General features: G+C 71.6%; 17 protein-coding genes. 14 read left to right on the top strand and 3 right to left on the bottom strand.

What is annotated here, in order from left to right; all coding sequences use genetic code 11:
- Positions 1-43: 43 nt before the first annotated feature.
- Positions 44-952, top strand: a complete 909-nt coding sequence (locus QZ500_RS04945) for an AEC family transporter (protein WP_295851618.1) — start codon at positions 44-46, stop codon at positions 950-952.
- Here QZ500_RS04945 and queG read toward each other — a convergent pair.
- Complete coding sequence (gene queG, locus QZ500_RS04940) at positions 871-2,016, bottom strand: tRNA epoxyqueuosine(34) reductase QueG (RefSeq protein ID WP_295851615.1); 1,146 nt, start codon at positions 2,014-2,016, stop codon at positions 871-873. The genes QZ500_RS04945 and queG overlap by 82 nt on opposite strands.
- Between queG and tsaE the strand changes: the two genes are divergently transcribed.
- From tsaE to QZ500_RS04925, 3 genes are all read left to right on the top strand, one after another.
- Positions 1,999-2,529, top strand: coding sequence for a tRNA (adenosine(37)-N6)-threonylcarbamoyltransferase complex ATPase subunit type 1 TsaE (gene tsaE, locus QZ500_RS04935; protein ID WP_295851611.1), 531 nt, complete (start codon positions 1,999-2,001; stop codon positions 2,527-2,529). The genes queG and tsaE overlap by 18 nt on opposite strands.
- Positions 2,526-3,950 (top strand): N-acetylmuramoyl-L-alanine amidase, encoded by a 1,425-nt coding sequence (locus QZ500_RS04930; RefSeq protein WP_295851608.1) that lies wholly within the window; start codon positions 2,526-2,528, stop codon positions 3,948-3,950. Before tsaE ends, QZ500_RS04930 begins: the two co-directional genes overlap by 4 nt.
- 199 nt (positions 3,951-4,149) lie before the next feature.
- Entirely contained in the window at positions 4,150-4,377 is a 228-nt protein-coding gene (locus QZ500_RS04925) for a glycine zipper 2TM domain-containing protein (protein ID WP_295851605.1), read from the top strand.
- A gap of 66 nt (positions 4,378-4,443) precedes the next feature.
- Here the strand turns inward: QZ500_RS04925 and QZ500_RS04920 are convergent, their stop codons facing one another.
- A complete protein-coding gene (locus tag QZ500_RS04920; RefSeq protein ID WP_295851602.1) occupies positions 4,444-5,100 on the bottom strand; it encodes a DedA family protein in 657 nt (218 codons plus the stop codon).
- A 73-nt stretch (positions 5,101-5,173) separates the two neighbouring features.
- Here QZ500_RS04920 and mutL point away from each other — a divergent pair, with 73 nt between their 5' ends.
- From mutL to paoC, 10 genes are all read left to right on the top strand, one after another.
- Positions 5,174-7,051, top strand: a complete 1,878-nt coding sequence (mutL, locus tag QZ500_RS04915) for a DNA mismatch repair endonuclease MutL (protein WP_295851599.1) — start codon at positions 5,174-5,176, stop codon at positions 7,049-7,051.
- Positions 7,052-7,236: 185 nt separating this feature from the next.
- Positions 7,237-8,163, top strand: a complete 927-nt coding sequence (locus QZ500_RS04910; RefSeq protein ID WP_295851595.1) for an alpha/beta fold hydrolase — start codon at positions 7,237-7,239, stop codon at positions 8,161-8,163.
- 52 nt (positions 8,164-8,215) lie between these two features.
- Positions 8,216-9,247, top strand: coding sequence for a tRNA (adenosine(37)-N6)-dimethylallyltransferase MiaA (gene miaA, locus QZ500_RS04905; protein WP_295851592.1), 1,032 nt, complete (start codon positions 8,216-8,218; stop codon positions 9,245-9,247).
- A complete protein-coding gene (locus tag QZ500_RS04900; RefSeq protein ID WP_295851589.1) occupies positions 9,237-9,926 on the top strand; it encodes an ABC transporter ATP-binding protein in 690 nt (229 codons plus the stop codon). The genes miaA and QZ500_RS04900 overlap by 11 nt, the downstream gene beginning before the upstream one ends.
- A 102-nt stretch (positions 9,927-10,028) precedes the next feature.
- Positions 10,029-12,503, top strand: a complete 2,475-nt coding sequence (locus tag QZ500_RS04895) for a PAS domain S-box protein (RefSeq protein ID WP_295851586.1) — start codon at positions 10,029-10,031, stop codon at positions 12,501-12,503.
- A gap of 42 nt (positions 12,504-12,545) precedes the next feature.
- The gene (locus QZ500_RS04890; protein ID WP_295851583.1) at positions 12,546-15,116 is read left to right on the top strand and encodes an ABC transporter permease; all 2,571 of its coding nucleotides are present in this window, start codon (positions 12,546-12,548) and stop codon (positions 15,114-15,116) included.
- The gene (locus QZ500_RS04885) at positions 15,116-16,240 is read left to right on the top strand and encodes a lipocalin-like domain-containing protein (RefSeq protein WP_295851579.1); all 1,125 of its coding nucleotides are present in this window, start codon (positions 15,116-15,118) and stop codon (positions 16,238-16,240) included. The genes QZ500_RS04890 and QZ500_RS04885 overlap by 1 nt, the downstream gene beginning before the upstream one ends.
- Positions 16,241-16,389: 149 nt before the next feature.
- Positions 16,390-17,043: an aldehyde dehydrogenase iron-sulfur subunit PaoA gene (gene paoA / locus QZ500_RS04880; RefSeq protein ID WP_295851577.1), complete on the top strand. Its 654-nt coding sequence runs from the start codon at positions 16,390-16,392 to the stop codon at positions 17,041-17,043.
- Complete coding sequence (locus QZ500_RS04875; protein WP_295851574.1) at positions 17,040-17,996, top strand: xanthine dehydrogenase family protein subunit M; 957 nt, start codon at positions 17,040-17,042, stop codon at positions 17,994-17,996. Before paoA ends, QZ500_RS04875 begins: the two co-directional genes overlap by 4 nt.
- Positions 17,993-20,194 (top strand): aldehyde oxidoreductase molybdenum-binding subunit PaoC, encoded by a 2,202-nt coding sequence (gene paoC / locus QZ500_RS04870; RefSeq protein ID WP_295851571.1) that lies wholly within the window; start codon positions 17,993-17,995, stop codon positions 20,192-20,194. Before QZ500_RS04875 ends, paoC begins: the two co-directional genes overlap by 4 nt.
- A gap of 105 nt (positions 20,195-20,299) precedes the next feature.
- Here the strand turns inward: paoC and QZ500_RS04865 are convergent.
- Positions 20,300-21,069, bottom strand: a 770-nt coding sequence (locus QZ500_RS04865) for a branched-chain amino acid ABC transporter permease (RefSeq protein WP_295851569.1), incomplete at its 5' end; no start/stop codon positions are given.

Below are 21,069 nucleotides of genomic sequence, written 5' to 3'. Positions count from 1 at the left end.
TCCGTCGGGGAAAACCCCCTGCCCCGCTGCTATCCTGCCGCCGGTGACCTACGCCCGCCTGCTGTTTCCCGACTTTTCGCTGATTCTGTGCGGCTATCTGCTCTGCCGCTTCACCCATCTGGGCCGGCCGGTCTGGCAACAGGTGGAGGCGCTGGTCTACTACTTCCTCTTCCCGGTGCTGCTCTTCCAGTCGATCGCCAAGAGTCCGTTGGACCTGGGCGTCCTCGGCGGGCTGATCGGCGCCGGCGTGACGATGGGATTGGTGGGCATCGCACTCGCCTACGCGATCCCCTTCCTGCCGGGCCTGCGCACCCGGGTTGACCGGCGCGACGCCGCCGCAAGCGCGCAGGTCGCCTTCCGCTTCAACTCCTTCATCGCGCTGGCACTGGCCGAGCGCATCGGCGGACCCCAGGGCGGGCAGTTGATCGCCGTGCTGATCGGTGTCGGCGTACCGCTGTTCAACATCGCCGCGGTGCTGCCGATGGCGCGGGGCGGGGGGCACGGCATCCTGGCCTCGATCGTGCGCAATCCGCTGATCGTGGGTACCGCGTCGGGCCTGCTGTTCAACCAGCTCGGGCTTGCGATTCCGGAATGGTTGATGCCGACCTTCTCGCGCATCGGCGCGGCGGCGCTCGCGCTGGGCCTGATGTCGGCCGGCGCCGGCATGCAGTTCGCCGCGATGTCCGGCGGCATCTGGCTCGCGGCGTCGGTGCTGGGCATCCGCCATGTCGTGTCGCCGCTGGTCGCCTTGCTGGCCGGACGACTGTTCGGACTGGACGCGCAGCAGGCGGCCGTACTGATGGCTTTTTCCGCCCTGCCGACCGCATCCACCTGCTACGTGCTGGCGGCGCGCATGGGCTACAACGGACCCTACGTCGCGGGCCTGGTGGCGATGTCGACGCTGCTGGGCATGGCGAGCCTGCCGTTCGCGCTCGCGCTGGTCGGCGTCTGAGCGAGCGCCCAGGCGACGTGCTCGCGTACCAGGGCGCTCGGGTGATCGGCCCGCGCCTGCAGCGCGGCACGTGCGGCCTCGCCACCCTCGCCGCGCGCCAGCGCATTGCCGAGCGCCACCGCGACGTTGCGCAGCCACCGCTCGTGGCCGATCCGGCGGATCGGGCCGCCCTCGGTACGGCGCAGGAATTCCGCCTCCGACCAACCGAACAGCACGGCCAGCGGTTGATCCACCAGCGCCGGCCGCGCCGCGAAATCTGCAAGCGTGGACGGCCGTGCGAACTTGTTCCACGGGCAGGCGAGCTGGCAGTCGTCGCAACCATAGATGCGGTTCCCGATGGCCGGTCGCAGCGCCTCGGGAATGCTCCCGTCGTGCTCGATCGTCAGGTAGGAGATGCACCGCCGCGCGTCGAGCCTGCCGGGCGCGACGATCGCCTGCGTCGGGCAGATGTCGATGCAGGCGCGGCACTGGCCGCAGTGCGGCGTGACCGGCTCGCTCGGCGGCAGTGCCAGGTCGAGGTAGATCTCGCCAAGGAAGAACATCGAGCCGGCCTCGCGGTGCAGCACCAGCGTGTGCTTGCCGCGCCAGCCCTGGCCGCTGCGTGCGGCCAGTTCGGCCTCCAGCACCGGCGCCGAATCGGTGAACACCCGATGGCCGAACGGTCCGACCTCTGCCGCGATCCGGTCGGCCAGCTTCTGCAGCCGGGACCGCAGCACTTTGTGGTAGTCCCGGCCGCGGGCGTAGAGCGAGACGATGCCTTCGGCGGGACGGTCGAGGCGCTCGAACTCGACCGATCGCCACCCCTGCTCGGTGCCGGCCGGCAGGTAGTCCATGCGTGCGGTCAGCACGCTCACCGTGCCCGGCACCAGCTCTGCCGGCCGTGCGCGACGCAGCCCGTGCGCCTCCATGTAGTGCATGCTGCCATGGAAGCCGGCGGCGAGCCACGCCTGCAGGCCCGGCTCCGCCGCGGACAGATCGACCCCCGCCACGCCGATTTGGGAGAATCCCAGTTCGCGTGCCCATTCCCGTATCCGAGAGACGATTCGTTGACTGCTGCCGACCATCACCCCGGAATTGTAGAAACCGCCCCGCTTCCCGCCCCCGCACGCCTGCGCTGGGCCGACGAGGAGGCGACCGCCGCCTGCGCCCGCCGCATGGCCGCGTCGCCCGCCCTGCGCAACGCCTTCATCGCCCTGCATGGGGACCTGGGAGCGGGCAAGACGAGCTTTGTGCGCCACCTGCTGCGTGCCGCGGGTGTGGCGGGCCGGATCAAGAGCCCGACCTATGCGGTGGTGGAGCCGCACGAGGTAGCCGAGCCGCATGCCTCCTGGCGCGCCTGGCACTTCGACTTCTACCGCTTCGACGATCCGCACGAGTGGGACGATGCCGGTTTCCGCGACATCTTCGCGGAGCCGGGTTTGAAGCTCGCCGAATGGCCGGAAAAAGCACGCGGCGTGCTGCCGCCGGCCGACCTGGATGTGGTGATCGAGGTGGACGAAGCCGGCGTACGGCACGCGCGCCTGGCCGCGGGCAGTGCTGCCGGCGCCGCGCTGCTGAAAGCGGGAGCCGGAGCATGAAACGCCGCCGTCCCACCCGCGCCCTGCCGTCGCCCGGCCGCCGGGCCGCCCTGCGCGCCGGCAGCCTGCTGATGCTGCTCGGCAGCGCACAGATCGCGCACGGCGCGACCATCGTCGCGGTCCGCGTCTGGCCGGCGCCCGAATACACCCGGGTCACGATCGAATCCGACGGCGCCCTGGTCGCCAAGCAGTTCTTCGTGGCCAGTCCGCCGCGGCTGGCGGTGGACATCGAAGGGATCGAACTCAACCCGGCGCTGCGCGAGCTGGTTGCGAAGGTGAAGGGCGACGACCCGTTCATCGGCGGCGTGCGGGTCGGCCAGAACGCACCGAACGTGGTGCGGCTCGTGCTGGACCTGAAGCAGGCCGCGCGGCCGCAGGTGTTCACGCTGCCGCCGGTCGCCGCCTACCAGCACCGGCTGGTGTTCGACCTGTATCCGGCGCAGCAGGTCGATCCGCTGGAAGAACTGATCGCCGGCCGCCTGAAGGACGCGCAGGACGCCCGCGCCGGCATTCCGGCACCGCCCGCCGTCGATCCGCTGGAGGAACTGATCGCCAAGCAGGTCGACCGCCAGAACACCGCACCCGGCCTGCGCCCGCCCGCGCCCCTGCCCCCGCTGCCGCCAGCGATCGCCGCGGCGCCGGCCCGGCCGCCCGCGCCGGTCGCGCCGACCAGCCCGCAGCCCAGCACGACACGGACCGACCGGATCATCATCGTGGCGATCGACCCGGGCCACGGCGGCGAGGACCCGGGGGCGATCGGCCCGTCGGGCACCCGCGAGAAGGACGTGGTGTTGCGCGTGGCGCACCTGCTGCGCGACCGGATCAACGCGACCACCCTCAACGGCAGCCCGATGCGCGCCTTCCTGACGCGCGACGCGGACTTCTTCGTGCCGCTGCACGTGCGGGTGGACAAGGCCCGGCGCGTGCAGGCGGACCTGTTCATGAGTATCCACGCCGACGCCTTCACGACGCCGGCCGCCCGCGGCGCCAGTGTCTTCGCGCTGAGCCAAAGCGGCGCCTCGAGCTCGGCCGCGCGCTGGCTGGCGAACAAAGAGAATGCCGCCGACCTGATCGGCGGGCTCAACGTCGGCGTGAAGGATGCGCACGTCCAGCGCGCAATGCTCGACATGAGCACCACCGCCCAGATCAACGACAGCCTGAAGCTCGGCACCGCGCTGCTCGGCCAGATCGGCAACCTGGGGAAGCTGCACAAGGCGAAGGTCGAGCAGGCGGGCTTCGCGGTACTCAAGGCACCGGACATACCCAGCGTGCTGGTGGAGACGGCGTTCATCAGCAACCCGGAAGAGGAAGCCAAGCTCCGCAGCCCCGAATACCAGGTGCAGTTGGCCGATGCGCTGATGCGGGGTATCCAAGGGTACTTCGCGAAGAACCCGCCGCTCGCGCGCAGTCGGACGTTGTAAGGCGGCAGCTGCGCACCGCCGCGATGCGGGCGATGGCCCCTCCGGCGACATCGCCAGTTGCGGGGAGACGACAGGCGGCGGCGCCGAATTCCTACAGAGGGGTCGCTGCAGGATTTCTACAGTTGCTTCCACAGGCCGAACAGCCCCGGAAGCACTGCTCCGATGGCCTGGTCCTCCACTTCCATCAAAGGTGACCATCATGAAGAAGACCAACCTCCTTTTCGCAGTAGCTGCCGCCGCCGTCATCGGCCTGTCGGGTTGCGCAGGCGGCCCGACCAACCAGCAGATCGGCACCGGTACCGGCGCTGTGCTGGGCGGCGTGGCAGGTAACGCCCTCTTCGGCGGTACCGCAGGCACCGTGGGCGGTGCTGCAGCCGGCGCGCTGGTCGGCAACGAAGTCGGCAAGCGTTCGGAGCGTCGCTACTGATCTGTGGCTTCGCCGCACGCCCAAAGAAAAAGCCCCTGACGGGGCTTTTTCTTTGGGCGTGTATTTTTAGGGCGCTGCGGTGGCCGCCTTCTGGCGACCGGCCCGCCACGCGCCGTAGATCGCCACCAGCCCCGGCACCAGAATCATCGCCCAGATGATTTTTTCCAGGTGTTCCTTCACCCACGGCAGGTTGCCGAAGAAGTAGCCGGCAAAACCGATGCCCAGCACCCAGATCAGCGCACCCACGACGTTGTAGGCGGTGAAGCGGGCGCGGTCCATCACCGCGACACCGGCGACGAAAGGCGCGAAGGTCCGCACGAAGGGCATGAACCGCGCCAGGATCACGGTGATGCCGCCGTAGCGTTCGTAGAAGGCGTGCGCCTGGTCGAACGCCTTGCGGTTGAAGAAACGCGAGTTCTCCCAATGAAACACCCGCGGCCCGATATGCCGGCCGATCGCATAGTTGCACTGGTCACCCAGGATGGCTGCCACCAGCAGCACCGGCAGCGCAATGCCGAGTTGCAGCAGCCCTGCACCGGCGAGGGCGCCGACGATGAACAGCAGCGAGTCGCCGGGCAGGAAAGGCATCACCACCACGCCCGTCTCCACGAACACGATCAGGAACAGCAGCGCGTACACCCACGCGCCGTACTGCGTGACGAACGCCTCCAGGTGACGGTCGATATGCAGGATGAAGTCGATCAGCAAATGCACCAGTTCCATCGGTTCCGTTCATGTCCATGCCCGCCCCTGCCGGCCCGGCGGGTACTCTAACCGCGTCCTAGAATGCTCCGCCGTGAATCCTGCACCTTCTGCACCCCGCCGCCCGATCCGCGAACTGCCCGACGAACTGATCAGCCAGATCGCCGCCGGCGAGGTGGTCGAGCGGCCCGGCTCGGTCGTGCGGGAGCTGGTGGACAACGCGCTCGACGCCGGCGCCACGCAGGTCACGGTGCGCCTGTCGGCCGGCGGGGTACGGCTGATCACCGTCGAGGACGACGGCTGCGGCATTCCGCACACCGAACTGCCCGTCGCCCTGAAGCGCCATGCGACCAGCAAGATCGCCAGCCTGCACGACCTGGAAACCGTCGGCACCATGGGTTTCCGGGGCGAGGCACTGGCCGCGATCGCCTCGGTATCCGAGATGTCGCTGCTGTCGCGCCCGGCCGACCAGCCGAGCGCGTTCCTGCTCGAAGGCCGCAGCGGCGAATTGCGGCCGGCGGCACGCGCCACCGGCACCTCGGTCGAGGTGCGCGAGCTTTTCTTCTCGACGCCCGCCCGGCGCAAATTCCTGAAGACGGATGCGACCGAGCTGGCGCACTGCATCGAGGCGGTACGGCGCCACGCCCTCGCCCGGCCGGACGTGGGCTTCGCGATCTGGCACGACGGCAAGCTGGTGGAGCAGTGGCGGCGCTGCGACGGCGACCCGGAGGCCGCCCATACCCGCCGGCTGGCAGACGTGCTGGGCGAGGAGTTTTTGGACCGTTCGGTCGCGGTGTCCTACCAGGGTGCCGGCGGCATCACGGTGCGCGGCCGTGCCGGTATTCCCGATGCCGCACGGGCCCGCGCGGACCAGCAGTTCAGCTACGTCAACGGCCGTTACGTACGTGACCGGGTGCTGACCCACGCCGCCCGAAGCGCCTACGAGGACGTGCTGCACGGGCAGCGCCAGCCCGTCTATGCGCTGCAGGTCACGATCGATCCGGCGCGGGTGGACGTCAACGTGCATCCGACCAAGATCGAGGTGCGCTTCCGCGACAGCCGTGAAGTCCATCAGGCGGTGCGCCGTGCGGTGGAAGGTGCCCTGGCCGCGCCTCGCGCGGGCGCTGCGACCGGTACCGTGCCACTCGGCCTGACGGTGCCGGTGGAGGTGTCCTCGCACGTCGCAACGGATCGACCGCCAGCGACTCCGCCGGTCGCACCGCTGACGGCCTATCGCGTGCAGCCGGCCATGGACTTCGGCGCACCCTCGGGCATCCGCGTCTCGGACCTGGGCGCCCTGTGGGACGCCACGCCGCCCGGCATGGCGCCGCCTGCCGCTACGATGGCGCCGCCCACCGCTGCGGCTCCGGCGGATCTACCGGCCGACGCCTGGCCGCTCGGCCGGGCATTGGCGCAGCTTCAGGGCATCTACATCCTGGCCGAGAACACGCAGGGCCTAGTCATCGTCGACATGCACGCCGCCCACGAACGGATCGTGTACGAACGCCTGAAGGCCCAGATGGCCGATGCGGCTATCGCCAGCCAGCCGCTGCTGATCCCGGCGACCTTCGCCGCCACGCCGCAGGAAGTCGCGACCGCCGAGGCGCAGACGGAGGTGCTGTCGGCCCTCGGACTGGAAATTTCCGCTTTTTCGCCCAAGACGCTTGCCGTGCGGGCGGTACCCGCCGCCCTCGCCCAGGGCGACGCGGTGGAACTGGCGCGCAGCGTGCTCGCCGAACTCGCGCAGCACGACGGCAGCACGTTGGTCGCGCGGGCCCGCGACGAGATCCTGGGCACGATGGCCTGCCACGGCGCGGTCCGGGCACACCGCCGGCTGACGGTCGAGGAAATGAATGCGCTGCTGCGCCAGATGGAAGCGACCGAGCGGTCCGACCAGTGCAACCACGGCCGGCCGACCTGGCGACAGCTGGCGGTGCGAGAGCTGGACGCACTGTTCCTGCGCGGCCGCTGAACGTCGTCAGGCCGACCGGTCCGGCGCCGAACGTCAGGCATCAAGCGCAATTGCGCCCCAAAAGCCGCTCAATCCCGCCGATGAATGTAAATGTGCGACGGCACAGGGTTTGCGTGTAGGCCGGCAACCCGTTTCCAGACGTTAAGCGGGGAACCATGCGGCCCCTTCTCCGTTCAGAACCGTCCATGACCCCACGTTCGCTTTTTGCGCCCGTCGCCGTCGCCCTTGCCGTATTGGCGGGATGTTCCACGCTGGACTACAAGCAGCGCGAATGGATCTTCCAGCCCAGCGACCGGGCCTGGGGCGGCGTGCAGCAGGTGCAGGACATGCAGGATGTCTACATCGACTTCCAGTCCGACGCGGAAGCCGGCCCGGCGCGCCTGCATGCGCTGTGGCTGCCCGCCGCCACGCCGGCCAACCTGCCGATGGGCGTGCCCGCCGTGACCCACGGCAGCGGCCCGCCGGTGCTGCTGTACCTGCACGGCGCCCGCTGGAACGTGGTCGGCTCGGCCTCCCGCATCCGCCGCATGCAGGAGATGGGCTTTTCGGTCCTGGCGATCGACTACCGGGGTTTCGGCAAGAGCAGTGCCGGCCTGCCGTCGGAGGCGACCGCGGCCGAAGACGCACAGGCCGCCTGGGACTGGCTTGCCCAGCGCTTTCCCGACCGTTCGCGCTACGTGTTCGGCCATTCGCTCGGCGGCGCTATCGCGATCGACCTGGCGACCCGCATTCCGGATGCGAGCGGCGTGATCGTCGAGGGCACCTTCACCAACATCGCCGACGTGGTGAGCACCTTCAAGTGGGGCTGGCTGCCGTTCTCGGCGCTGATCACGCAGCGCTTCGAGTCGATCGACAAGGTCAAGCGCATCCAGGCGCCGCTGCTGGTGGTGCACGGATCGGAAGACAGCCTGATTCCCGCGGCGCTCGGCCGGCGGCTGTACGACGCGGCCAAGGTGCAGAAGCAGTTCGTGCTGGTGCCCGGCGGATCGCACCACAGCACGAATGCGGTCGGCGAGAGCCAGTACCGCGGCGCACTGAAAAGCCTGTTCGGCCTGAACACCCAGCCGGCGCTGCCGTCGCAGGCCGATTCCAGCGTCGCCGCCGCCCTCTGACCGGCCGGGCCGCGGGCTGCTGTCGCGGGCGGCCTCTGCTACGCTCGGCCGGATGTCCGGCCCCCTCCCCGACCGCCTGCCGCCCGCCGGCCGCCCCGCGCCCCGCGCCATCGCGCTGGCCGGCCCGACCGCCGCCGGCAAGACCGCGGCAGCGCTCGCCGTTGCGCGGCATCTGGCCCCGCAATGGTCGGTCGAGATCGTCAGCGTCGATTCGGCGCTGGTGTACCGGGGCATGGACATCGGCACCGCCAAACCGAGCGCGGCCGAACAGGCCGCAGTGCCGCACCACCTGATCGACATCCGCGACGCGCTCGTGCCCTACAGCGCCGCCGAATTCGTGCGCGACGCTACGAGCCTCATCGACGCGATCCGGGCCCGCGGCGCGCTGCCGCTGCTGGTCGGCGGCACGATGCTGTATTTCAAGGCGCTGTTCGACGGCATCGACGACCTGCCGCCGGCCGACCCGGCACTTCGTGCTGCGCTGGAGGCCGAGGCGCAGACCCACGGCTGGCCAGCCCTGCATGCCCGGCTGGCCGCGGTCGATCCGGTCACCGCGGAGCGCCTCGCGCCGCGCGACAGCCAGCGCATCCAGCGGGCGCTGGAAGTCTGGCAGCTCACCGGCCGGCCGCTGTCGGCCTGGCACGGCGCTACGAAAACCATAGCTGCCAGCGACCGTCCCGCCTGCGCAGAACGGCTGATTTCCCTCGAACCGACAGACCGCGGCTGGCTGCACCGCCGCATCGGCGAGCGCTTCGACACCATGCTCGCCGCCGGCTTTCTCGACGAAGTCCGCGCCCTACGCGGCCGCGGCGACCTGCATGCCGATCTGCCGTCGATGCGTGCGGTCGGCTACCGCCAGGCCTGGGAGCTGCTCGACGCCGGCACCCCCGCCGATACGACGACCGCCCTGCTCCACGAACGCGGCACCGCCGCCACCCGGCAGCTCGCCAAGCGGCAGATCACCTGGCTGCGCAGCCTGCCCGGCCGCACCGTGGTGCCCGCCGACGCACCCGATCCGGTCGGTGCGGTGCTGCAGCAGGTGGACCGGCTGCTCGCGGCCACGAAGGCGACCGATGGCGCTTGAGGTCCGCGGCCTGGCCAAGCATTACGGCACGCCGCCGGACGCGGTGCCGGTGTTCGCCCAGGTCGAATTCACCGTCGCGCCCGGCGAATTCGTCGCGATCGTCGGGCCGTCGGGCGTCGGCAAGTCCACGCTCCTCAACTGCCTGGCGGGCCTCGACCGCTGGGATGCCGGCAGCATTGCGCTCGACGGCACCCGGCTCGACGACCTGGACGACACGCAGCGCGCGCTCTGGCGCCGGCGCCATGTCGGCTTCGTGTTCCAGGCCTTCCATGTGCTGCCGCACCTCGACGTGGCGCAGAACGTCGCCCTGCCGCTGATGCTGCAGGACACGCCGGCCGGCGAGCGCGATGCCCGGATCGCCGCAATGCTCGCCGCGGTCGGGCTGCAGGGCCTGGGCGGCCGGCTGCCGCAGCAGCTCTCGGGCGGCCAGCTGCAGCGGGTGGCGATCGCGCGGGCCCTGGTGCACCGGCCGGCACTGATCCTGGCCGACGAGCCGACCGGCAACCTCGACCCGTCCACCGCCCAGCAGGTGATGGACCTGCTGATCGCCGAAACCCGGGCCCACGGCGCCTCGCTGGTGCTGGTGACGCACGCCGCGCCCGCGGCCGACCGGGCGGACCGGCGGCTGGAGCTGCGGGCCGACGGCATCTCCGCCCTGCCCGCGGGCGCCGTCGGCTGAGCGCCGCGTCCGCAACGGCGCACCGCCTGCAACATCCACGCGCGCGCCGGCCCGGCGGCTCCGCTATAACGGCGTTCGCGCCCGCATCACTCCTACCCCGCCATGCCCAGCGCCCCCCTTCCCTCCGACCTGCCCTTCCTGCGCGGCGGCGGCCAGATGGCCGCGCTGATCGCGGAATACGACTGGAGCACCACCGCCCTCGGTCCGATCCGGGACTGGCCCGGCCACGTGCGCACCGCCACGGCGATGATGCTGCGGTCCGAAGTGCCGGTGGTGATGCTGTGGTACGCGCCGGGCGTGATGGTCTACAACGACGCCTATGCCGTCTTCGCCGGTGCACGGCATCCGCAGTTGCTCGGATCCAACGTGCGCGAAGGCTGGGTCGAGGTCGCCGACTTCAACGACAACGTGATGCGGGTGGGCCTCGCCGGCGGCACCCTGCGCTACCAGGATCAGGAACTGGTGCTCTACCGTGAGGGCCGGGCGGACCGCGCCTGGATGAACCTCGACTATTCGCCCCTGCTCGACGAGACGGGCGAGCCGGTCGGCGTGATGGCGCTGGTGGTCGAGACCACCGCCAAGGTGCAGGCCGAACAGGCGCTGCGCGACGAGCGCGAACGGCTCGCCCAGCTGTTCGAGCAGGCGCCGACGGTGATGGCGATGCTGCGCGGGCCCGAGCATGTGTTCGAGCTGCTCAACCCCGGTTACCAGCGCCTGGTCGGCCACCGGCCGGTCGTCGGCCGCCGGCTGGCCGATGCGCTGCCCGACGCGGTGGCCCAGGGCTATCTCGGGCTGCTCGACCAGGTCTACACCAGCGGGGTGCCGTACGCGGCGACCAGCGCGCGCTATGCGGTGCAGCCCGAACCCGACGGCCCGGTGATTGAGCGCTACCTGGATTTCGTCTATCAGCCGATCCGCGACGGCACGGGTGCGGTGACCGGCATCTTCGTCGAAGGAGTGGACGTCACCGACCGGACCGCGTCCGAGCTGGCGCTGCGCCGCTCGGAGAACCGGCTGCGCGAACTGAACGCCGACCTGGAGCGGCAGGTCGCCGACCGGGCGCACGAACGCAGCCTGTTCTGGCAGCTGACCCCGGACCTGCTGGGGGTGCTCAACAGCAGCGGCGTATTCGAGAAGGTCAACCCGGCCTGGGAGCGGCTGCTCGGCTGGACCGACACCGAAGTCTGCGAACAGCCCCTGTTCTGCCTGCTGCACCCGGACGACCTGGAAGACACGCAGGCTCAGTTCGACAAGCTCGTCGCCGGCTCGCCGGTGGTGAACTTCGTCAACCGCTACCGCCGCCGCGACGGCGCCTACCGCTGGCTGTCCTGGACCGCCGTGCCTGAGCAGGGCCGGTACTACTGCACCGGCCGCGACATCTCGGCCGCCAAGGAGGCGCAGACCGCACTCGACGAGGCGCACGAGGCGCTGCGGCAGTCGCAGAAGATGGAGGCGGTCGGCCAGCTGACCGGCGGCATCGCGCACGACTTCAACAACCTGCTCGGCGGCATCGGCGCGGCGCTGCAGGTGCTGCAGGCCCGGCTGGACAAGGGCCGCACCGACGGGCTCGGTCGCTACATCGCGATGGGCCAGGACGCGGTGCGGCGGGCCACGTCGCTCACCCAGCGGCTGCTCGCCTTCTCCCGCCGCCAGACGCTCGACCCGCGGCCGGTCGATGTGAACCGGCTGGTCGGCGGCATGGAGGACCTGATCCGCCGCACCGTGGGGCCGAACGTCACCGTCGAGGTGATCGGGGCCGGCGGCCTGTGGCCGGCGCGGCTCGACGCGTCGCAACTGGAGAACGCGCTGCTCAACCTGTGCATCAACGCCCGCGATGCGATGCAGCCGCACGGCGGCCGCCTGACCATCGAGACCGCCAACCGCTGGCTCGACGACCGCGCCGCGCCCGACCGCGAGCTGGTGCCGGGCCAGTACCTGTCGCTCTGCGTGACCGATACCGGCTGCGGCATGACGCCGGAGACGGTGCAGCGGGCGTTCGACCCGTTCTTCACCACCAAGCCGCTCGGCCAGGGCACCGGGCTCGGGCTGTCGATGGTCTACGGCTTCGTGCGCCAGTCCGGCGGGCAGGTGCACATCTATTCGGAAGTCGGCCAGGGCACCACCATGTGCCTGTATTTCCCGCGCTACTTCGGCAGCGCCGAGGAAGAGGTGTACGACGGCGCCGACCCGGCGCCCGAGCAGGGCGACGGCGAGACGGTGCTGATCGTCGAGGACGAGGCCACCATCCGCATGCTGGTCACGGAAATCCTCGAGGAAGCCGGCTACCGCGTGATCGGCGCCGAAGACGGCGCGGCCGGCCTGCGGGTGCTGCAAACCGACCGCCGCATCGACCTGCTCGTGACCGACGTGGGCCTGCCCGGCGGCATGAACGGCCGCCAGGTGGCCGATGCGGCGCGTGTCACCCGGCCCGAGCTGAAGGTGCTGTTCATCACCGGCTATGCCGAGAACGCCGCCGTGGGGAACGGCCACCTGGAGCGCGGCATGGCGGTGCTGACCAAGCCGTTCGAAGTGGTGGCGCTCGCGAACAAGGTGCGCGAGATGATCGAGCGGCCCTGACCCGGGCCGCCCGCCCGCACTGCCTCGCTTCGATACCGCCAGATGTTCGCCCTGCTCCGCACCTTTTCCTGGCAGGAGGTCCGCCACCAGCCCTGGCGCTACGCCGCAGCCGTCGTGGCGGTGATGCTCGGCGTGGCCCTGGCGTTCTCGGTCCACCTGATCAACGCCTCGGCCCTCGACGAATTCGCCAATGCGGTGCGGACCGTGGACGGCCGGCCCGACCTGTCGCTGCGCGCGGTGCAGGAGACCTTCGACGACCGGGCCTTCGACACCGTGGCCGGCCAGCCGGGCGTGCAGGCGGCCAACCCGGTGCTGGAGACTTCCGCGACCGCGCGCGGCCCGGGCGGCGAGGTGGCGCTGCGGGTGGTCGGGCTGGATACGCTGGCCGTCGTGCGCACCGCGCCCGACCTGGCGCCGCGCACCCTGCCAGGCGCCGACCGGCTCGCGATCTTCCTGCCCGACAGCGTGTTCCTCAACCCGGCGGCGCTGTCCGCGCTCGCGCTGGCTGGCACGGAGCGGGCCGACGCGTCGGTGACGCTGCAGGGCGCCGCCGGTCCGCGCACGCTGCGGCTGGCCGGCACAGTCGCGGCGGGCGGCGGGCCGCTGGCGGTGATGGACGTCGCGGCCGTGCAGGCGGCGTTCGGCCGCGAAGGCCGGCTGTCGCGCATCGATCTGCGGCTTGCGACCGGTACCGACCGCAGCGCGGTGGCGGCCGCGGCACCGGGCCTGGTCGCCAGCGTGCCGGGCGACGCCGAGAACCGGATCGGTAACCTGTCGCGCGCATACCGGGTCAATCTGACGGTGCTGGCGCTGATCGCGCTGTTCACCGGCGCCTTCCTGGTGTTTTCGGTGCTGGCACTGGGCGTGGCCAAGCGGGCGCCGCAGTTCGCCCTGCTCGGCGTGCTCGGCCTGCCGCCCCGGCAGCGGCGGGCGCTGGTGCTGGCGGAATCGCTGGTGCTGGGGGCGGTCGGCAGTGCGGTGGGGCTGGCGGCCGGCGCCGGTCTGGCGGCGCTCGCGCTGCGGCTGCTGGGCGGCGACCTGGGCGGCGGGTATTTCTCGGGCGTGGCGCCGTCGCTGCGCCTCGACGCCACGCCGGCGGTCGCCTACGGCCTGCTCGGCGTGGCGGCGGCGCTGGCCGGCGGCTGGTGGCCCGCGCGGGCGGCCGAGCGGCTGCCGCCAGCGCAGACGCTCAAGGGGCTCGGCACCCAGGGCGGCGGCCGGCCGCCGGTGGCCGGGCCGCTGGCTTTGCTGGCGGGCGGCACCGCCCTCGCCTTCGCGCCGCCGCTCGGCGGCGTGCCGGTGGCGGCCTACCTGTCGGTCGCGCTGCTGCTGGTCGGCGGCATCACCGGCCTGCCGTGGCTGGTGGCGCTGCTGCTCGACCAGCTGCAGCCGCTGGCGGCCCAGCGCGCCCTGCCGCTGCTGGCGCTGGAACGGGCCCGCCGGATGCGCGGATCGGCGGCGGTCGCGGTGAGCGGCGTGGTCGCGGCGCTGGCGCTGGCGGTCGCGCTGACGGTAATGGTCGCGAGCTTCCGCGGCTCGGTGATGCAGTGGCTCGACACCGTGCTGCCGGCCGACCTGTACCTGCGCGCCGGCATGGCGTCGGGCGGCGCCGACGGGCCGTCGTTCGGGCCGGGCCTGCCCGACGCGGTGCGCCGCCTGCCGGGCGTGGAGCGGGTCGAGGCCCAACGCCTGCAGCGGCTGCAGCTCGATCCGGCCCGGCCGGCTGTCGCCCTGATCGCCCGGCCGCTGCAGGCCGCGCGCGGCGGCGTGGCCGACGTGCTGCCGCTGCGCGGATCGCCGCTGCCGGTGCCGCCCGGCAAGATCGGCATCTATGTGAGCGAGGCGATGGTCGACCTCTACGGCGCCCGGCCCGGTACGGATTTCGCGCCGCTTTCACAGGCTTTTCCGGCTTCTGCGCAGGCGCAGCAAGCGCCATCAGCTATCTTTTTCGTAGCAGGCGTCTGGCGCGACTATGTCCGGCAGTTCGGCGCGGTCGTCGTCGACAGTACCGACTACGAACGGCTGACCGGCGACCGGCGCAGCAACGACCTGGCGCTCTGGCTGGCGCCGGGCGCAGAGCCCGCCGCGGTGCAGCAGGCAGTGCGCGATCTGCTCGCCCGCACCGGCGACGGGCCGGCCGCCGATGCGGTGGAGTTCTCCTCGTCGGCCGCCCTGCGGGCGACCTCGCTGCGCATCTTCGACCGCAGCTTCGCCGTCACCTACTGGCTGCAGGCGGTGGCCATCGGCATCGGCCTGTTCGGCGTAGCGGCGAGCTTCGGCGCGCAGGTGCTGGCCCGGCGCAAGGAATTCGGGCTGCTGGCCCACCTGGGCCTGACCCGCCGGCAGGTGCTGGCGGTGGTGGCGGGCGAAGGCGCGGCCTGGACCGCGGTCGGCGCGGTGGCGGGCGTCGGGCTGGGGCTGGCGGTGGCGGTGGTGCTGGTGCACGTCGTCAATCCCCAGAGCTTCCACTGGACGATGGACCTGCAGGTGCCGGGCGTGCGCCTGCTGGCGCTCGCGCTGGCCGTGGTGGCGGCCGGCACGCTCACCGCGCGCATCGCCGGCAGCGCGGCCGCCGGCCGCGACGCGGTACTGGCCGTGAAGGAGGACTGGTGATGCCGCCGCCCCGCCGGCCGGCCCTGCGCGCCCGGCGCGAGGTGCTGGCCGCCCTGCTCGCTGCAGCCGGGGCTGGCGCATTGCCGCGGACAGCCGCGGCGCTGCCGCCGGTCGCGCTGCGCTTTCCGCGCGACCTCGGCGCCCATCCGGACTTCCGCACCGAGTGGTGGTACATCACCGGCCATGCGACCGCCGGCGGCCGGCCGTTCGGTTTTCAGCTGACCTTCTTCCGCTCGCGCATCGCCGGCACGCAGGCGCTCGCCTCGCGGCTGGCCGCACGCCAGCTGCTGTTCGCCCATGCGGCGCTCACCGACCTGCAGGGCCGGCGGCTGCTGCACGACCAGCGCATCGCCCGCTGGAACGGCACCGCCGCCACCGGCGGGCCGGCCGAGGCCGCGACCGACGACATGCGGGTGCGCATCGGCGACTGGTCGCTCGCCCGCGGCACCGACGGCCTCTACCGTGCCCGGCTGCCGGCCGACGGTTTCGCGCTGGAACTGGATTTCGCCGAGACCCAGCCGCTGCTGCTGCAGGGCGATGCCGGCCTGTCGCGCAAGGGACCGGAGGCGCGCCAGGCCAGCTACTACTACAGCCTGCCGCAGCTCGCGCCGCGCGGCGCGCTGGTGCTCGACGGCCGGCGTGTCGCCCTCGACGCCCCGTCGCCACGCACCGGTGCCGCCTGGTTCGACCACGAATGGAGCGACGAGCTGCTGGCGACCGGCGCCGTCGGCTGGGACTGGATCGGCATCAACCTGTTCGACGGCAGCGCGCTCACCGCCTTCCGGTTGCGCAGCCGCGAGGGCGGCACGGTCTGGACCGGCGGCTCCTGGCGGCCCGCGGGCGGCGCGCTGCAGGTCTTCGGCAACGGCGACGTGGCGTTCGTGCCCGGCCGGCGCTGGACCAGCCCGCACACCGGCGCGGCCTACCCGGTCGAATGGCAGGTGCGCACGCCCGCCGGCCGTTTCGTCCTCGCCGCGCTGCAGGACGACCAGGAACTCGACAGCCGCAGCTCCACCGGCGCGGTGTACTGGGAAGGGGTGTCCGACCTGCGCGCATCCGACGGCACGCCGGTCGGCCGCGGCTACCTGGAAATGACGGGCTACCTGGAGACGCTGCGGCTCTGACCCGGGCGCGGTGCGCCGCCGGCGGGTGTCTCGGCAGGCGCGTGGTGGAAATCCGACGCATCTGGTGACGTGCGCCGGCACCTGCAGCACTAGCCTTGCGGGCAGAGGTGCGGCCGCCCGGCCCAGGCACCCACCACACAGGACCCCACATGGAAAAAGACATCGATTTCCCGATCTCACGCCGCGGCCTGTTCGCGGTCGGCGCCGCCGCCACGGCGGGCGCCGCGGTCTCGTCGGCCGATGCGCAGACCGCTCCGGCGGCCCCCGCACCGGTCGCCGGCGCCGGCGGCACCACCGTCCGGGTGATGCTGACCGTCAACGACCAGCCGCGCACGCTGGACGTGGACACCCGCACCACCCTGCTCGACGCGCTGCGCGAGAACCTGCGCCTGACCGGCACTAAGAAGGGCTGCGACCACGGCCAGTGCGGCGCCTGCACCGTGCTGCTGGACGGCCGGCGCGTCAACGCCTGCCTGACGCTCGCGGTGATGCACCAGGGCGCACAGGTCACCACCATCGAGGGCCTCGGCGCTCCCGGCCGGCTGCATCCGCTGCAGGCGGCCTTCGTCAAGCACGACGGCTACCAGTGCGGCTACTGCACGCCGGGCCAGATCTGCTCGGCCGTCGGTGCGCTGGCCGAACTGAAGGCCGGCGTGCCCAGCCACGTCAGCGCCGACCTGACCGCCCAGCCGCTACTGTCGGCCGAGGAACTGCGCGAGCGCATGAGCGGCAACATCTGCCGCTGCGGCGCCTACTCCAACATCGCCGACGCGATCGCCGAAACCGCGGGGGTGCGCGCATGAAAGCCTTCACCTACGAGCGGCCCACCTCGCCCACCGCCGCGGCCGCCGCGGCCGCCGCCAACCCGTCGGCACGCTTCATCGCGGGCGGCACCAACCTGCTCGACCTGATGAAGCTGCAGATCGAGGTGCCCACCCACCTGATCGACGTCAACGGCCTGGGCTTCGACCGGATCGAGCCGACCGCCGACGGCGGCCTGCGGATTGGCGCGCTGGTGCGCAACACCGAACTCGCCGCCGACGCGCGGGTGCGGCGCGACTACGGCGTCCTCTCGCGCGCCCTGCTCGCGGGCGCGTCCGGCCAGCTGCGCAACCAGGCGACCACCGCCGGCAACCTGCTGCAGCGCACCCGGTGCCCCTACTTCTACGACACCGCCATGCCCTGCAACAAGCGCCAGCCCGGCGCCGGCTGCGCAGCCATCGGCGGCTACAGCCGGCAGCTGGCCGTGGTGGGCAGCAGCGATGCCTGCATCGCCACCCATCCGAGCGACATGGCGGTCGGCATGCGCGCGCTCGACGCGACGGTCGAAACGGTGCGCCCCGACGGCGCCCGCCGCACCATTCCCATCGCCGACTTCCACCGGTTGCCGGGCGACACGCCGCACATCGAGACGGCCCTGGAGCGCGGCGAGCTGATCACCGCGGTCACGCTGCCGAAACCGGTCGGCGGCAAGCAGGTCTACCGCAAGGTGCGCGACCGTGCGTCCTACGCGTTCGCCCTCGTGTCGGTCGCACTGGTGATGAAGCCCGACGGCACCGGTGCCGTCGCGATGGGCGGCGTCGCCCACAAGCCCTGGCGCCTTCCCGAAGCCGATGCCGCCCTGCCGCAGGGCGCCAAGGCCTCCACCGCCCGGCTGCTGGCCGGCGCCCGGACCACCCCCGAGAACGCCTACAAGGTGCAGCTCGCCGAACGCACCCTGGCCGCCGCGATGCGCCAGGCGAAGGAGCAGGCATGAAATTCGAGACCCCCGCCACGACCAACCCGATCGACCAGCTGAAAGTGGTCGGCCAGCCGGTGGACCGCATCGACGGTCCGCTGAAGACCAGCGGCCAGGCCCGCTACGCCTACGAGCAGCACGACGTGGCGCCGAACCAGGCCTACGGCTGGATCGTCGGCTCCACCATCGCCAAGGGCCGGATCGCGTCGATGGAACTGGACGCCGCCCGCGCGGCGCCCGGCGTGCTCACCATCGTCACCGCGCAGAACGCCGGCAAGCTCGGCAAGGGCTCGAAGAACACCGCGCGGCTGCTCGGCGGCCCCGGTATCGAGCACTACCACCAAGCGGTGGCGCTGGTCGTCGCCGAAACCTTCGAGCAGGCCCGTGCCGCCGCCGCGCTGGTGAAGGTGAACTATGTCGCCGCCAAGGGTGCCTACGACCTGGAAGCCGGCAAGGCCGGCGCGACGATCCCGACCACCGAGAAGAAGCCGCAAAGCTCCATCGGCGACTTCGCCGGCCGGTATCCGCAGGCCGAGGTGCAGCTCGACGCAACCTACACCACGCCGGACCACACCCACGCGATGATGGAGCCGTTCGCCTCCGTCGCCGCCTGGCAGGGCAACAAGGTGACCGTCTGGACGTCCAACCAGATGATCGCCTGGACCGTCGCAGACCTGGCGAAGACGCTCGGCATTCCGAAGGAGAACGTGCGGCTTGTCTCGCCCTACATCGGCGGCGGCTTCGGCGGCAAGCTGTTCCTGCGCGCCGACGCGCTGCTGGCGGCACTCGGCGCCAAGGCGGCGGGCCGGCCGGTCAAGGTCGCGATGCAGCGGCCGCTGATCGCCAACAACGGCACCCACCGCCCGGCGACGATCCAGCGCATTCGCATCGGCGCGGACCGCGACGGCAGGATCAGCGCCATCGCCCACGAAAGCTGGTCCGGCAACCTGCCGGGCGGCTCGGCCGAGAACGCAATCGCCCAGACCCGCCTGCTCTATGCAGGCGCCAACCGCTACACCGCGCTGCGCATGGCACCGCTCGACCTGCCCGAAGGCAATGCGATGCGCGCGCCCGGCGAGGCGCCCGGCATGATGGCCCTGGAAGTCGCGATGGACGAGATGGCGGAAAAGCTCGGCATCGATCCGGTGGAGTTCCGCATCCTCAATGACACCCAGGTCGATCCGGAGGACCCGAAGCGGCCCTTCTCCCAGCGCCAACTGGTGCAGTGCCTGCGGACCGGTGCCGAGCGCTTCGGCTGGTCGAAACGCGACGCGCGCCCCGGCCAGCGCCGCGACGGCCGGTGGCTGATCGGCATGGGCATGGCTGCCGGCTTCCGCAACAACGAGGCGATGAAGTCCGGCGCCCGGGTGCGGGTGGACGGACGCGGCCGCGTGACGGTGGAAACCGACATGACCGACATCGGTACCGGCACCTACACCATCATCGCCCAGACCGCCGCCGAAACGCTCGGCGTCGCGCTGCAGGACGTGGACGTGCGGCTCGGCGATTCGGCCTTCCCTGTCTCCGCCGGCTCCGGCGGCCAGTGGGGCGCGCAGAACTCGACCGCCGGCGTGTACGCCGCCTGCATGAAGCTGCGCGAGGCGGTAGCGCAGAAGCTGGGCGTGCCGGCGGCCGGCGCGGCGTTCGAAGGCGGCATGGTGCGCGCCGGCGGCCGCACGGTACCGCTCGGCGAAGCGGCCGGTACCGACGGCCTGTCGACCGAGGACAAGATCGAATACGGCGACCTGCACAAGAAGTACCAGCAGTCCACCTTCGCCGGCCATTTCGTCGAAGTGGGCGTCGATGCGGACACCGGCGAAGTGCGCATCCGCCGCATGCTGGCGGTCTGTGCCGCCGGCCGGATCCTGAACCCGAAGTCGGCCCGCAGCCAGGTGATCGGTGCGATGACGATGGGCGCCGGCGCCGCGCTGATGGAAGAACTGGCGGTCGACACGAAGCGCGGTTTCTTCGTCAACCACGACCTCGCGGGCTACGAGGTGCCGGTGCATGCCGACATCCCGCACCTCGACGTGATCTTCCTCGACGAGACCGATCCGCTCACCTCGCCGATGAAGGCCAAGGGCGTGGGCGAGCTGGGCCTGTGCGGAGTCGGCGCGGCGATCGCCAACGCGGTATATAACGCCACGGGTGCACGGGTGCGCGACTATCCGGTGACGCTGGAAAAGCTGCTGCCGCACCTGCCTGCTGTGGCCTGAGGCGCAGGCCCCTCCGGCGCGTGCCCACGGCGCGCCGGCACCACAACACAAGGGCAGGAACCTCGCGGTCCCTGCCCTTCTTTCTTGAGCGGGTCGAGCGGAGCGTCAAGCGGGTGGTCGTGCCACCGGCATGCCGGTCGCCTTGCGCCGTGCCGCCAGCGCGGCGATCTCGCCCATCACGCCCCGGCGGAACGCCAGCACGCAGACCACGAAGATCAGGCCGGTCACCATCGTCACCGACTCGCCGAGTGAGCGGAACCAGTCGATCTGGGTGACGACCGCGAGCACGTTGCCGATCTCGCCCAGCTTGTTCTCCAGCACCACGACGATGGCCGAACCGACCAGCGGCCCCGACAGCGTGCCGAGTCCGCCCACCAGGGTCATCAGGATCACCTGGCCCGACGCGGTCCAGTGCACGTCCGACAGCGTCGCGAAGCCGAGCACCAGCGTCTTGAGCGAGCCGGCCAGCCCCGCGAGCGCGGCCGACAGCACGAAGGCCAGCAGCTTGAAGCGGTGGGTGTCGTAGCCGAGCGAAATCGCGCGCGGCTCGTTCTCCTTGATGCCCTTCAACACCTGCCCGAACGGCGAATGGATGGTGCGCACGATCAGCGCGAAGGCGATGGCCACGATCGCCAGCGCGACGTAGTACATCACCCGGTCGTCGGCCAGGTCGATCAGCCCGAACAGCTTGCCGCGCGGCACGCCCTGCAGGCCGTCCTCGCCGCCGGTGAACTTGGCCTGCAGCGCGACGAAGAACACCATCTGCGCCAGCGCCAGCGTGATCATCGCGAAGTAGATGCCCTGGCGCCGGATCGCCAGCACGCCGAACAGCCAGCCCAGCAGCGCGCCGGTCAGCGTACCCAGCAGCAGGCCGA

The organism is uncultured Xylophilus sp. (assembly GCA_913776965.1).
Classification (GTDB): Bacteria; Pseudomonadota; Gammaproteobacteria; order Burkholderiales; family Burkholderiaceae_C; genus Xylophilus.
This window is presented reverse-complemented; position numbering and strand designations above follow the sequence as displayed.